Source organism: Psychrobium sp. MM17-31 (assembly GCF_022347785.1).
GTDB lineage: Bacteria > Pseudomonadota > Gammaproteobacteria > Enterobacterales > Psychrobiaceae > Psychrobium.
The window spans coordinates 878,455-892,354 of record NZ_JAKRGA010000001.1 but is presented as its reverse complement, the minus strand read 5'-3'; the positions used below and the strand labels follow the sequence as shown (position 1 = coordinate 892,354).

Below are 13,900 nucleotides of genomic sequence, written 5' to 3'. Positions count from 1 at the left end.
AGCGCCTATAGATAAGCTAAGTGTATTTACTTATCAAAGTGAATAACGGTGCGGATGCTTTTACCTTTGTGCATTAGATCGAATGACTCGTTAATGTCTTCTAATGGCATGGTGTGAGTAATAAAGTCATCGAGTTTAAACTCGCCTTGCATGTAGCGTTCTACGTAATCAGGTAATTCACTACGACCTTTTACGCCACCAAAGGCTGAACCTTTCCAAACGCGACCCGTTACTAGCTGGAATGGACGGGTCGAGATTTCTTGGCCTGCGCCTGCAACACCAATAATGACTGATTCGCCCCAACCTTTGTGACAACACTCTAAGGCAGAACGCATTAGGTTTACGTTACCAACACACTCGAATGAGTAGTCTACGCCGCCGTCGGTCATTTCCACGATAACTTCTTGGATTGGCTTATCGAAGTCTTTTGGATTTACAACATCTGTTGCGCCTAGCTTTTTAGCTAACTCGAATTTACCTTCGTTAATGTCGATGGCGATAATGCGTGACGCCTTAGCCATGGTGGCACCAATAACTGCTGATAAACCAATGCCGCCTAAACCAAAGATAGCAACGGTGTCGCCTTCTTCAACCTTGGCTGTGTTCATAACTGCGCCCATACCAGTTGTTACACCACAGCCTAGTAAACACACTTCTTCTAACGGTGCTTGTGGGTTAACTTTAGCGAGTGATATTTCTGGTAATACCGTGTATTCAGAGAATGTTGAACAGCCCATGTAATGGTAAATTGGCTCGCCGTCTTTGTAGAAGCGGGTTGTGCCGTCAGGCATTAAGCCTTTACCTTGTGTTTCGCGGATCTTTTGACACAGGTTGGTTTTTCCTGAGGTACAGAATTTACACTCACCACACTCTGGGGTGTAAAGCGGGATAACGTGATCGCCAACTTTTACATCGGTAACACCTTCGCCAACTTGCTCGACAATACCGCCGCCTTCGTGACCTAGAATACAAGGGAAAATACCTTCAGGATCTTCACCAGAAAGCGTGAATGCATCGGTGTGACAAACGCCTGAGGCTAGAATCTTAACTAATACTTCACCTTTTTTAGGCAGCATTACATCCACTTCTTCAATGCTTAGTGGTTGTTTTGGGCCCCACGCAATGGCGGCTTTTGATTTGATAAATTGATCTGACATTTTTCTATTCCTCTTTTGGTAGCGCCTTCTTGATTATGTGGCGCTATCTAGTAATAGATTCATTATATATATTTCCTGTGTGATGATAATATCGTGAAATGAAAAATACTTTTACTGAGGTGTAATAATGGAGTGGGAAGGTATTACCGAGTTTGTCGCAGTTGCGGAAACCGAGAGCTTTACTAAAGCGGCGCAACGCATTGCCATTTCAACAGCACAGGTGAGCCGCCAAGTATCGGCGCTAGAAAAACGCTTACAGGTTAAGCTGTTTTATCGCACAACCCGTAAAGTGTCCTTAACTCAAGAAGGCGCTAGTTTTTATCAGCAGTGTCGACAAATATTAGATGCCTTGCACCAAGCACAAATGGAGCTAACATCGCTGCAAACAAAGCCACAAGGGCATATTAATTTAACAGCACCTGTGACGTTCGGTGAGAAAGTCATTTTGCCACTTATTAATGATTTTTCTCTGCTGTATCCCGAAATCAGTATTCGTGCCGATTTATCGAATCAACGAGTGGATATGAATGACGGTTATTACGATCTCGCCATTCGCATTGGAAAATTGGAAGACTCCACCTTAATGGCCAAGCAATTGGCTACACGGCAAAGTTTTGTTTGTGCCTCACCTGATTATTTAGCGCGTCATGGCACACCTCATACCATGGACGAACTAAAGCGACACAATTGTTTGCTAGGTTCTGCTGATTATTGGCGGTTTTATCACAAAGAGAAAATCGTTAATTTAAAGGTAAATGGACAATTGAGATTTAATAGCGGCCAAGCATTGGTTGATGCAGCACTAAAGGGAATTGGCATTGTGCAGCTACCGGAATATTACCTCAGCAACTATATAGACACTGGTGAGCTAGTGCCGGTGTTAGAGAATGTGAAAATTCCCAATGAAAGTGTGTGGGCAGTATATCCTCACAATCGACAGCTGTCGCCAAAGATAAAGTATCTGATTGATTATTTATCGGAAAATGTGGTTTAGAGAATAGAAAAAGAAGAGAGGAAAATAGTGGGGCGCTAATAAAAGGATAGCGCCCCAAATGATTAGTTTTATAGACTAACTAACCAGTTGTGTTTGTCTTCAGCAAGACCCCATTGAATGTCATTCATGGCTTTGCGAAGTGCTTTGGTTGTTGGGCCTTCGTTACCGTCGCCAACTTTGTATTCTTTACCATTGTGAATCAAGGTGCCAACTGGCGCTAATACCGCCGCTGTACCTGATAATGCTGCTTCACAACCTGGTTTAGCTGCACGCTCTAATAGCTCAGTGACTGTTAGTTCACGCTCTTGAACATCCATGCCACGATCGCGGGCAAGCGTTAGAATTGAATCGCGAGTCACGCCGTGTAGGAAACTCTCATCTAATGCCTTAGTGATGATTTCATTACCATCGATTAATAGGAAGTTTGCCGCGCCAGTCTCTTGAACATCGCCGTTTGGACAGAAAAGTACTTGGTCTGCTTTTACTTCTTCACGCGCTTGCATGATTGGACGTAGAGCACTGGCGTAGTTACCGCCACTTTTGATCATACCGTTGTGAGGCGCACAGCGCATGCCTGTTTCGTCTAGTAGTAAGCGTAATGTGCCTGCACCTGCTGTGAAGTAGTCGCCAACTGGCGATAACAATACATATTGCACTGATGTTAGCGAAGGCGCTGCCGCTTTACCAATAGCAGCTTCTGTACCTACGTGTGTCGGGCGAATGTACATTGAACCCGGTGGCTCTGGTACTTGATCAGCAAATTTAGCAACGATGTCTTTGATCATTTGCGTTGTTGCTGCTTCGTCTAAAGACGGTAGCGATAATAAGTCACTGCTTTGGGCAAAACGGGCAACGTTTTTATCCATGCGGAATAACTTAATAGAGCCGTCTTCGTGACGGAATGCTTTTAAACCTTCAAAACAGGTACTGGCGTAATGAAGTACATGAGCACCAGGGTGGAAGGTTAGGCTGTCACTAGGGACAATTTGGCTATCGGTCCACTTTTCACCATCGAAATTAGAAATCGCCATTTCAGGCATAAAAACTGTACCAAACGCTGCCATTTGTCACTCCAAAAATTATCAAAATAGTTCCTAGATATTGCCGAACAAGTCAAAGGTGCAATATCAAAATACCCATTGATTATAGTGGTGAGGATTGTGAATTGGAATTGGCGAAAGGGTAATTTTAAAAATTAAACGATTTACTGGTATTGAGTAACTAATTTATGAATCAATAACTTACTTTAGTGATTAGTAACTCTTTGATTATCTTTGATCTTCATGGAATGGATATGCGAATTACTGCAATACTGTCTTTTGTTAATTGGTTTACTATGTAAATTAAAGTTTACGAATTTATGACAGATGGAGGGATTTGCTGAAAAGAGACTTAAAATTGCTGTTTAAAATAGTGGAATTATCTTCTCTTAAAGAGAGTAATGATTGGGTAAATGAGTCAGTTTTTGTTTAAATAACAAAAAGGGAAAAGCTATTACGAGTTTTTTCTTTGACCTTGTTGCTTAGAGAGGGAAAGTTGAGCCCGACGACTTTCTTAGAAACAAAGAGTCAGACTGCTCCATCCCGCAATCATTTGCCAAGATTACTTTTCTTCAGACACAAAAAATCGCTATTAATAAATAGTGCGATTATTCTTTCTCTTTAAAAAGAGTAGTGATTGGATGCGGGAGCCGGATTTAAAAGAAACAACAACGACCTTCGACTTTTTGTTGCGAGAGTTGAGCCCAGTGAGCTACCAGACTACTTCATCCCAAAATTTAGGCACAAAAAAATCGCTACTAATAAATAGTGCGATTATTTATTCTCTTTAAAAAGAGTAGTGATTGGATGCGGGAGCCGGATTTGAACCAACGACCTTCGACTTTCTATTAAGAGAGTTGAGCCCAACGAGCTATCAGACTACTTCATCCCAAAATTTAGGCACAAAAAAAATCGCTACTAATAAATAGTGCGATTATTCTTTCTCTTTAAAAAGAGTAGTGATTGGATGCGGGAGCCGGATTTAGGAAAAGCACAACGACCTTCGACTTTCTATTAAGAGAGTTGAGCCCGACGAGCTACCAGACTACTTCATCCCAAAATTTAGGCACAAAAAAATCGCTACTAATAAATAGTGCGATTATTCTTTCTCTTTAAAAAGAGTAGTGATTGGATGCGGGAGCCGGATTTGAACCAACGACCTTCGGGTTATGAGCCCGACGAGCTACCAGACTGCTCCATCCCGCAATCACTTGCCAATTTGTATTGGACTTGAAAAATTGTGTTGGATGCGGGAGCCGGATTTGAACCAACGACCTTCGGGTTATGAGCCCGACGAGCTACCAGACTGCTCCATCCCGCAATCACAATTTTTATCTCGCTGACCTGTGTCGTTGAGATGGGCGCTATAATAGAGAAATTAATTTTATTTGCAACCACTAATTTTTAAATATTCTTTAAGTGAGTCAAAAATGAGCGCTAGTGCTAATTTTTGCTCACTAATCGAAATAAAAATAACCTTTCTTTACTAATAAAGGTGTAAAAGCTGATTTATGTTAAAAATTCCGCCTTGCCCAAATTCTGTCACAAGCATTTGATTTAGCGTTGTAGCTGCTTTTGCGCTTGCTCCGTCATGGTTTACTAAACCGTGTTTTACTAAAAGCGTCATTTTCATCTCTAAATTGCTCGAATCCTGTGCTTGGAATAAATAAGCAGCTTTGTGTTCGGCAATAAGTTCATCGATTAAGCGCAATCCAATTTTATAACGCTCTTGTGAATATTGCGGCGCAAGTTGTTGTTGCGATAATACTTGCATTGGGTTTGCAGCTAAATCTATGGTTGGATGAGCTGGGTGGCTAATATCTGTTGAAGCGACGGCAACCCCAGCAGTGCGCACTACATTGTTAATGTTAAGGTAGAGCACGCCGTCCAAACTGTTAGTTTGTTTAAACTCTTGATACACATAATCTGAGTAAACTGGCACTTCAACTACTGCAGGGGTTAATGAAATGTCTGTTGCTAGGTGCTGCATTTTATCGCCTAAGCTGCGGTAGTCGCTTTTGGCGTGGTCGAATTCACGACTGGCTTCTCGCTCATCTCGCTTAGCTGTGTTGAGTTGGCTTCGAAGGCTATTTGCTTGCTGTTTGTATGTTGCGCGCTGGTTGTCAGAAAGATTGCTAGCTGTCATCATCATTTCGACGCGTTGCAATTGACCTTGTAAATTTTGTACTTGCGAGCGCTCATTTTGGGCGCGATGACGCAGGTTACTCATATCGCGCTCAATGTGGCGGCGACTATTGCGAATGTCTTGTAACTCGTGTTGCATATCAACTAATTCAGGATTAGCGATAAGCTGGCTGCCACTAATGTATTGTGTGACGGCGTCTTGGGTCGACTGTTGAATCTCAAAAACGGGATTCGATTGTGAAAAAGCCAAGATGGTTTTGGCGTTATCACTGTATTTGATGCCATCAATACTATTTAGCATGACATCACTAAAGCCTAATTTGTTAGGTTTGATCTTGGCATTAATGACACTGTCGCTGCGCAGGGTTTGGTAGATTGATTTATAACGCTCAACCGCTCGCGGGTTCTTGGTTATTTGCGCGCTCTTGCCATACAACAACATCGCTTTACCAAGATTTTTGTTTTGATAGGCAATGTCAGCCGCTGGTTCTAGCGACGTTGCCCAGCGTTGTAGTTGATCTTTCGCTTGCTGAAGTTGTTGCTGTGTTTTTACATCGTCTGGCTTTTCATTTAGTGCGAGATTAAATTGCGTTACCGCGGCTTCATATTGATTGCTTTGCACATATTTTTGGCCTTCTTCCATGTAGTTTTGGTGAGCACAGCCTGAAATAACAGTCAAAAATGAAACAAGAGCTACTATTTTAAAGTTGCGTAACATGTTGTTTGGTATAGGTAATTTGCGCATGATAAACCAAGATTTTTTATAGTTAGTTGATTGTACTATATTTTTCGTAAAATGAATCCTTGCTTACTGTGTTCTGCAGAAAAAACTACTCCTTACTATTTTGTTATAAGGTAACAAATATTTAGAAACATTTTATTTCAGCAATCCCATTGCGCATATGGTATAAAGAGCCGCTTTTTAAGTAAATAACCTGCAATTGGGTTAAATAATAAGAAAAAACTCCAATATAATCCTAACTTGAGAGAGATCTACAGATGAACAAACTAGTTAGCGGTTTGTTGCTTAGCTTATCGGTGGTGGTTACTGCACCATTAATGGCTAAAGGCAAACCTTTTGAAGACAAGTTTCGTCAACTAGACGAACTGCTTCCTACGCCAAACGTTTATCGCACTGGTTCTGGCGCACCTGGGCATAAATACTGGCAACAGAAAGCGGATTACGTAATTAAAGTTAAGCTAGATGACGAAAAACAACGTCTTTCGGCTTCAGAAACTATTAACTACACCAATAACTCACCAGATACGTTAACGTACCTTTGGTTGCAGTTAGACCAAAACCGCTATAACCGCAACTCGATTTCATCTACGACGAAAACGACTCGTTGGGCAAACAACAAAAATCCTAAGACTTCTTTCAGCTCAATGCGCAACCTAGTTCGCTCTGAAGAGTTTGATGGTGGTTACAACATTACGCGTGTTGTGCACGGTACTAACGGCCGTAAATTAAAATATATTATTAACGATACGATGATGCGTATCGATCTTCCTAAACCACTTCGCTCTGGTGACTCATTCAAGTTCAGCATTGATTGGGATTACAACATGAAAGAGCAAAAAGTAATCGGTGGCCGTGCAGGTTACGAATACTTTAAAGAAGATGGTAACTACTTATACGAAGTTGCACAGTGGTTCCCGCGTATGGCGGCTTACTATGATGCTAAAGGCTGGCAAAACAAGCAGTTCTTAGGCAACGGTGAGTTCGCGCTTGAGTTTGGTGACTACGACGTTTCTATCACTGTACCTGCTGACCACATTGTTGCGGCAACTGGTGAACTAGATAACGCGCGTAAAGTTCTAACATCAGAGCAACGCAAACGTTTAGAAAAAGCTAAGACGGCTAAAAAACCAGTGATCATTGTTTCTGAGGAAGAAGCGATTGAGAACGAGAAAGAAGGCACTAACAAGACTAAAACGTGGCGCTTTAAAGCGGAAAACGTTCGTGACTTTGCATGGGCTTCTTCGCGTAAATTCATCTGGGATGCTCAAGGTTACAGCGAGAAAGGCGTAGACACTATGGCAATGTCATACTACCCGAAAGAAGGTAACCCACTGTGGGAGCGCTACTCTACTGAAGCGATTATTCACACTATCGAGCAATACAACAAGTACAGCTTACAATACCCATACCCAGTTTCTATCTCGGTAAACGGTCCTGTTGGCGGTATGGAATACCCGATGATTACTTTCAACGGTCCACGTCCTAAAGTTGACAAGAAGACTGGTGAAAAAACATATTCTCGTCGTACTAAGTACGGTTTGATCGGTGTAATCATTCACGAAGTTGGTCACAACTACTACCCAATGATTGTTAACTCTGATGAGCGTCAATGGACTTGGATGGATGAAGGTTTGAACTCATTCGTTGAATTCCTAGCGGCTCAAGCATGGGAAGAAAACTACCCATCGCGTCGTGGTCCAGCACGTAACATCGTTAATTACATGAAGAGTGAGCATCAGGTGCCAATTATGACCAACAGTGAGTCTATCTTACAGTTTGGTAATAACGCTTACGGCAAGCCTGCAACTGCATTAAACATTCTGCGTGAAACTGTAATGGGTCGTGAATTATTCGACTACGCATTTAAAGAGTACGCTGAGCGTTGGAAGTTTAAACGTCCTACACCAGCTGATTTCTTCCGCACCATGGAAGATGCCTCTGCTGTTGATCTAGACTGGTTCTTCCGCGGTTGGTTCTACACCACTGATCACGTTGATATCTCTTTAGACAAAGTAACTAAGATGCACGTTGGCAACCAAGATCCTGAAGTTGAAAAAGCATGGGATCGCGAGCAATTTAACAAGCAGCCAATCGACATTTCAGATCTACGTAACAAAGACATGAAGCGTCGTACGCACGAGCGCCCTGAGCTACTAGATTTCTACAATGAAAACGATAAGTTCACGGTAACCAACGCTGATCGCAACAAATACAACAGCACACAGAAGAAGCTAGAAGATTGGCAACTTGAGCTGTTGAAGAACGGCAAGAAAATGTACGCAGTAGACTTTAGCAACAAAGGTGGCTTGGTTATGCCAATCATCTTAAAAGTTGTTTACACAGACGGCACTGACGAAGTAATTCGTACTTCAGCGCAAATCTGGCGTAAAAATACTGAGCACGTTTCTAAACTACTAGTAACTGACAAAGAAATTGCCTCGATTGAATTAGATCCATACTGGGAAACTGCTGATGTAGATGTGAACAACAACTACTGGCCACAGCGTGCAATCGAGTCTCGTCTTCAGCTATACAAGCGCAGTCGCGGTAAGAGCTTAATGGAGAAATACAACCAGAAGCTTAAGACTGATAAGAAAGACGAAAGCAAAGACGCTGACAAAGCTAAGAAAGCGGCGTAATTGATATGAAGCGTTTTGTTGTTTTATTAATGATGTTAGTGCTTGGCAGTAGCCAAGCACTAGCGCACAAGTTTTTTGTCGGTTCGACAGAAATTTTAGTGAACGAGCATACTAAAAGTATTGAAATCATTCACAGGTTAACCAGTCACGATCTGGAGTTTATGTTGAGCGATATGCATCAGCAGCAGATTGAAGCTGATAGCGCTGAATACTTGAAGATGGTGGAAGACTATGTGGCTAAAAACTTCATGTTAAAAGACAAAGATGGCAAGGTGTTGCCATTGACGTTGATTGGTATTGAAGCTGGCCTCAATGAAACTTTTATCTACCAAGAAATTGAAGGCGTTAAAAACCTAAAGGGTGTAACGGTGTTTCACAAGTTATTGACCGATTACTTTGTTAATCAAAAGAATCGCGTTATTTACGAGTCACCAGAGCAATCTTTAAGTTTGTTGTTTGACAATAATACTCGTGTGCAGACAATAAAATAACATTGGCGTATATATTGTTTTTAAAGGCCCGTTTGGTTTTAATCAAGCGGGCTTTTTTATTGCTGTTTTGTTGCTCTAGAGAGAAGAAGATAGATGAGTGAGTTGTTTAAGGATATTTATAATCGCGAACTTTATGCCGCATTTGCGTCCACATGCTGTGAAGTGATTGAAAACTTTGATCAGAGCGCATTCGTAGATGAGATCTATGACTGCGATTTTGAACAGTTAGAACTCAAAGAGCGCATGTATCGCACTAGCGCGGTAATGCATGACTTTCTATCCGCTGACTTTGCACAGGCTGCCGAGCAAATTATAGCGATTATCGACTGCTTGGAGGCGAGGGGAGTTAGTGAGAAAAGCGTTGAATATATGTTTTTACCGCATTTCATCGAGCAATATGGATTAGACGACTTTGCAGTCTCAATTACCGCCTTTGAACGCATTACCCAATTTACTAGCTGTGAATTCGCCGTGCGGCCATTTTTAATTCGTTACCCAGATAAAATGCTCGCGCAGATGATTGTTTGGAGCCAACATCAGCACGCTTCTGTTAGGCGACTTGCGAGTGAGGGGGCGAGACCTAGATTACCTTGGGCGACGGCTCTACCGAGCTTTAAGGATGATCCCGCGCCACTATTACCTATTTTGGAAAACTTGCGTAATGACAGTTGCGAAGTTGTCCGTCGCAGTGTGGCTAATAATCTCAATGATATTAGCAAAGATAATAAATGTTTTGTGATTGATTATGCCCTTAATCACCTTGGCGAATCGCAGGCAACGGATAAGCTAATTAAACACGCCTGCCGAACGTTGCTTAAACAGGGAGAACCACAAATTTTAAGTCTTTATGGATTATCAAGTGAGGATTTATCTGTGGAGGATTTGGTGCTAGAATGTGACGCCGTTCACGTAGGTGATTCGCTAAAGTTTGACTTTGTTCTCAAAAACTTGGCACAAAGTACAAGAAAAGTGCGGATCGAATACGCCATTCATTATTTGAAAAAGAATGGCAGCTTGTCACCCAAGGTATTCAAGATCAGTGAACGCGACCTAGCGGCTAATCAGCATTTATCTATCAGCCGAGCACAGTCATTTAAATTAATTTCTACCCGCGTATATCATGTTGGCGGGCATAGGCTTTCTATTATTGTTAACGGAAAGTGCTTTGCAAATCATGATTTTGAACTAACGTCCAAATAAACTCACAAGGAATGGCTCATGGCCGATACCCAGCAGTCTCAACCAACTTCACTTCTCGATAAGTTTTTTAAACTTAGCGCCCACAAAACTAACGTAAAAACAGAATTAATGGCGGGTTTAACGACCTTCGTTACTATGTCTTACATTATGTTTTTAAACCCGAGCATTATGTCAAAAACAGGTATGCCGTTTGACGGCTTATTTTTAGCGACCTGTTTAGGCGCCGCTGTGGCAACCATTTTTATGGGCTTATACGCCAACTGGCCAGTTGGTTTAGCGCCGGGCATGGGTTTAAACGCCTTTTTCACCTTTACCGTTGTGCTGCAGATGAATTACTCGTGGGAAGTCGCGCTTGGTGCCGTGTTCTTATCGGGTCTTTTGTTCGTGCTGATGAGTGTCACTAGGCTGCGTGAATGGATGCTCGATAGTATTCCCATGAGCTTGCGGTTGGCAATGACTGCTGGTGTTGGTTTGTTCCTTGGTTTTATTGGCTTGCGTTTTACCGGCATCGTCGTACCTAACGGTGACAACGTTGTTGCATTAGGCGATTTAACGCATTTTGGTTTTGGTCCATTTGGTCCTGAAGCGCCAGCGCTTGGTTTATTAAGCTTCTTACTTATTGCCGTATTAAGTTACCGCCGTGTCTTTGGCGCAGTATTTATCGGTATTGCCATTACTACCTTAGTTGCTTTCATTATGGCGGCGGTGATGCCACAAGGCTTCTTTACTGTTGCCGATGCAGCTAAATCATTTGCCCCTGAATCTGGTTTTGTGGCTTATCCAGCAGGCGGTTTATTCGCGCTTCCTGACTTTAGCGCTATCGCGCCTATTTTCTGGAAAGTAGACATTATGGGGGCATTGCAAGTAGCGATGATCCCGGTAATCATTACCTTCTTATTCGTTAATATTTTCGATACTGCAGGTACGTTAATGGGCGTAGCTCAGAAAGCTAACTTGCAAGATAAAGACGGCAATATCGAAGGTTTAAGCAAGTCGCTAAAAGCGGATTCTACAGCGTCTGTTATTGGTACCGCTTTTGGTTGTCCTCCTGTGACGTCATACGTTGAATCTGCCGCAGGTGTACAAGCGGGCGGTCGTACTGGCTTAACGGCAGTGACTATCGGTGTGTTGTTCCTGCTTGGTGTATTCTTTCTGCCACTCGCCCAAACGCTACCAGGCTTTGCTGTCAACGGTGCCTTGATTTACGTTGCTATGGTGATGATGACGGCACTTGCGCGTATAGAGTGGGACGATTTAACGGAAGTTGCGCCTGCGGTTGTAACGACCATTATGATGGCGTTAACCTTTTCGATTGCTAACGGTATTGCCATAGGTTTTGTTACCTACACTGCACTAAAAGCAGGTACTGGCAAGTTTGATCAAATCTCAAACGGCGTATGGGTGATTACTGCGCTGTGTATCGCTAAGTTTATTTTCTTAGGCCACTAATCACTTAATCTCAATTTTTCAAAAAGCCGTGATAATTGCATAAATTATCACGGCTTTTTTTATATTGGCTATGCTTAACCTTTACTCTAAAAATCAAGGATAGTCATGCCAGATACGGATACACTGATTCGCTTTTTACGCGATGCTTACCAACCTGCCGTTTATATCGTTTTTTTAGTCATTGCGCTTAAGATGAAGCCTTTTGTTGCTCGTAGCTGGCTGGTTGCAACGATTGTCATTTGGCTACTAGCAAGTCTTTATTATGCATTATTGAGTTCTGTAGATCTCCTTGGTGGTGTCTTCGGATTCAGTTGGCGATACGATTATTACCAGTGGCTAAATATGCTGACTGAATTGGCGACTCAAGTTCTTTTAATTTTGTTCTTAGTCGGATTATGGACGCATTACCGACTCAATGTTGGTAATGTTAAGCAGCTATTATTCTCGTGGCAGGGGCGAATTTCTCGCAGCGTCTATTGGCTGTTGGGGGGAATTACGCTTAATGGCTTTATTGTACTTTTAAGATATGCCATGGCTTGGCGAGTTCCAGAAAATAATATGGCTTATGAGATTTTTTCTGGGGTTTTCTTTATGGCTGTCGCAGCGATACTTGCATGGATAAATATCATGATAAGCATAAAGCGTTTTCATGATTGTAATAAAACAGGCTGGTGTGTTTTGGCGTTGATGATCCCGATTATAGGTCCATTATTCGGCTTAATCTATTTAGGTTTCTTCAAAGGAACTAGCGGCAAGAATGATTTCGGTGAAGATCCGATATTGAGTTAAAGATATCAGATACAAAAATGGCACCTTTGAAGGTGCCATTTTTATAGATAAGCGAGTATTACTTATTGTTTTCAGCGAGTGCATTGATTAGTAGCTCACTAATTTGGCTACCTGCTGCTAATGTCTTCTCGCGATCGTTACCGCCGTCTTCGTTGGTGTTTAAGAACGGAGCGATTTCAACCATGTCTGCACCAGTGATCTTAAAGTGCTTGTTAAGCTCATTGATGATTAGCAATGCTTGCTCTGGATTTAAACCATCTGGCTCTGGTGTGCCTGTAGCAGCGGCAAAATGAGCATCTAGTGCGTCGATGTCAAAGCTGACGTATAGCTCTTCGATACCTGCTGCTTTTAGTTTTTCAATGGTTTCATCAACGATTGATTGCGCGCCGCGCTCCATGATTTCGTGAGTCCAGAATTGGTTTACGCCAAAACTGCCTTCCCAATGACCGCGATCTTTACCACTAGAGCGAATGCCAAATTGGAACGCCATGTCGTGCGATGGTAGATCATCAAGAATGTGAGTTACCCAAGAGCCGAAACAAATATCGATACCTAAACGCTCTACGAGTAAGTCTGTGTGGGCATCAAAGTGAATGAGTGCTGCTTTCACACCTTGTGCTTTCTTGGCACGCAGATAGCTTTTAACTAGCGGGTAGCTCACTGAGTGATCGCCACCAATCGCGAATAAAGTTTTATTTGGGAATGCCGCGTAGAACTCATCACAGAAATCTTCGGTGATTGATAGTGAACTTACTGGCAGAGAAGACTCACTATCGCCGTAAAGCGCTTTACGACAGTTAGTGATAGTTGCATCGTTTAGATATTTATCATGCAGTAAATGCGGGATAACACGTACATCACCAACATCTAAATAATCAACATCGTAGCCACCAGTTAACATGGTTTGACGTAAGAATAATGGGCCCCAGTTGGCGCCGCGCAGAATACCGCCGCCTGTATCGCTACAAACACCTAGCACTACAGGGCGATTATCTTCGGCTAATTGCTCAACTTGAGCGCGCCACGCTTCTTCGATATTGTCAGTGCGGCCGTATAGCGCAGAGTGAAGAGATGCTTTGCGCTCCTTGGCGGTATTTACGGTAAATACGCCATTGCCCGGAGGACATAAATATTGATTAATTTTGCCGTTGAGTACTGACCAATCTGCCATGACAACTCCCAAATAGTGAGGTTAAATTCTGTATTAGCCGCCATTAAACCAGAAGTGCGGGGAATTACAAGCAAGCATGAATC

At 42.5% G+C, this 13,900-nt stretch carries 10 protein-coding genes and 2 tRNA genes; 6 read left to right on the top strand and 6 right to left on the bottom strand.

Going from position 1 to position 13,900, the window contains the following annotated elements:
- Positions 1–26: 26 nt before the first annotated feature.
- Positions 27–1,157, bottom strand: coding sequence for an S-(hydroxymethyl)glutathione dehydrogenase/class III alcohol dehydrogenase (locus MHM98_RS03895; protein ID WP_239437933.1), 1,131 nt, complete (start codon positions 1,155–1,157; stop codon positions 27–29).
- A gap of 127 nt (positions 1,158–1,284) precedes the next feature.
- Here MHM98_RS03895 and MHM98_RS03890 point away from each other — a divergent pair, with 127 nt between their 5' ends.
- Positions 1,285–2,151 (top strand): LysR family transcriptional regulator, encoded by an 867-nt coding sequence (locus MHM98_RS03890; protein WP_239437932.1) that lies wholly within the window; start codon positions 1,285–1,287, stop codon positions 2,149–2,151.
- Between the two features lie 68 nt (positions 2,152–2,219).
- Here MHM98_RS03890 and MHM98_RS03885 read toward each other — a convergent pair whose 3' ends face one another.
- The 4 genes from MHM98_RS03885 to MHM98_RS03870 form a co-directional block, all read right to left on the bottom strand.
- Complete coding sequence (locus MHM98_RS03885; RefSeq protein ID WP_239437931.1) at positions 2,220–3,215, bottom strand: branched-chain amino acid aminotransferase; 996 nt, start codon at positions 3,213–3,215, stop codon at positions 2,220–2,222.
- Positions 3,216–4,320: 1,105 nt separating this feature from the next.
- Positions 4,321–4,397 (bottom strand) — tRNA-Met (locus MHM98_RS03880).
- Between the two features lie 38 nt (positions 4,398–4,435).
- Positions 4,436–4,512, bottom strand: a tRNA-Met gene (locus MHM98_RS03875).
- A 165-nt stretch (positions 4,513–4,677) separates the two neighbouring features.
- A complete protein-coding gene (locus tag MHM98_RS03870) occupies positions 4,678–6,015 on the bottom strand; it encodes a hypothetical protein (protein ID WP_239437930.1) in 1,338 nt (445 codons plus the stop codon).
- A gap of 320 nt (positions 6,016–6,335) precedes the next feature.
- On the opposite strand from MHM98_RS03870, the gene MHM98_RS03865 reads away from it, so the two are divergent.
- From MHM98_RS03865 to MHM98_RS03845, 5 genes are all read left to right on the top strand, one after another.
- The gene (locus MHM98_RS03865) at positions 6,336–8,717 is read left to right on the top strand and encodes a M1 family metallopeptidase (RefSeq protein ID WP_239437929.1); all 2,382 of its coding nucleotides are present in this window, start codon (positions 6,336–6,338) and stop codon (positions 8,715–8,717) included.
- A 5-nt stretch (positions 8,718–8,722) separates the two neighbouring features.
- Positions 8,723–9,208 (top strand): DUF6702 family protein, encoded by a 486-nt coding sequence (locus tag MHM98_RS03860; protein WP_239437928.1) that lies wholly within the window; start codon positions 8,723–8,725, stop codon positions 9,206–9,208.
- A 93-nt stretch (positions 9,209–9,301) separates the two neighbouring features.
- Positions 9,302–10,408, top strand: coding sequence for a DNA alkylation repair protein (locus MHM98_RS03855; protein WP_239437926.1), 1,107 nt, complete (start codon positions 9,302–9,304; stop codon positions 10,406–10,408).
- 18 nt (positions 10,409–10,426) lie between these two features.
- Positions 10,427–11,857, top strand: a complete 1,431-nt coding sequence (locus MHM98_RS03850) for an NCS2 family permease (RefSeq protein WP_239437925.1) — start codon at positions 10,427–10,429, stop codon at positions 11,855–11,857.
- A 105-nt stretch (positions 11,858–11,962) separates the two neighbouring features.
- On the top strand, positions 11,963–12,646 hold the full coding sequence (locus MHM98_RS03845) for a DUF805 domain-containing protein (RefSeq protein WP_239437924.1): 684 nt from the start codon (positions 11,963–11,965) through the stop codon (positions 12,644–12,646).
- Positions 12,647–12,704: 58 nt separating this feature from the next.
- On the opposite strand, the gene MHM98_RS03840 is transcribed toward MHM98_RS03845, so the two are convergent.
- Entirely contained in the window at positions 12,705–13,817 is a 1,113-nt protein-coding gene (locus tag MHM98_RS03840; RefSeq protein WP_239437923.1) for an arginase family protein, read from the bottom strand.
- Positions 13,818–13,900 lie beyond the last annotated feature (83 nt).

Bases quoted from the DNA above. Each gene is read 5' to 3' on its own strand.
- MHM98_RS03895 (WP_239437933.1), bottom strand. From the start codon at position 1,157: ATGTCAGATCAATTTATCAAATCAAAAGCCGCCATTGCGTGGGGCCCA.
- MHM98_RS03890 (WP_239437932.1), top strand. From the start codon at position 1,285: ATGGAGTGGGAAGGTATTACCGAGTTTGTCGCAGTTGCGGAAACCGAG.
- MHM98_RS03885 (WP_239437931.1), bottom strand. From the start codon at position 3,215: ATGGCAGCGTTTGGTACAGTTTTTATGCCTGAAATGGCGATTTCTAAT.
- MHM98_RS03865 (WP_239437929.1), top strand. From the start codon at position 6,336: ATGAACAAACTAGTTAGCGGTTTGTTGCTTAGCTTATCGGTGGTGGTT.
- MHM98_RS03860 (WP_239437928.1), top strand. From the start codon at position 8,723: ATGAAGCGTTTTGTTGTTTTATTAATGATGTTAGTGCTTGGCAGTAGC.
- MHM98_RS03855 (WP_239437926.1), top strand. From the start codon at position 9,302: ATGAGTGAGTTGTTTAAGGATATTTATAATCGCGAACTTTATGCCGCA.
- MHM98_RS03850 (WP_239437925.1), top strand. From the start codon at position 10,427: ATGGCCGATACCCAGCAGTCTCAACCAACTTCACTTCTCGATAAGTTT.
- MHM98_RS03845 (WP_239437924.1), top strand. From the start codon at position 11,963: ATGCCAGATACGGATACACTGATTCGCTTTTTACGCGATGCTTACCAA.
- MHM98_RS03840 (WP_239437923.1), bottom strand. From the start codon at position 13,817: ATGGCAGATTGGTCAGTACTCAACGGCAAAATTAATCAATATTTATGT.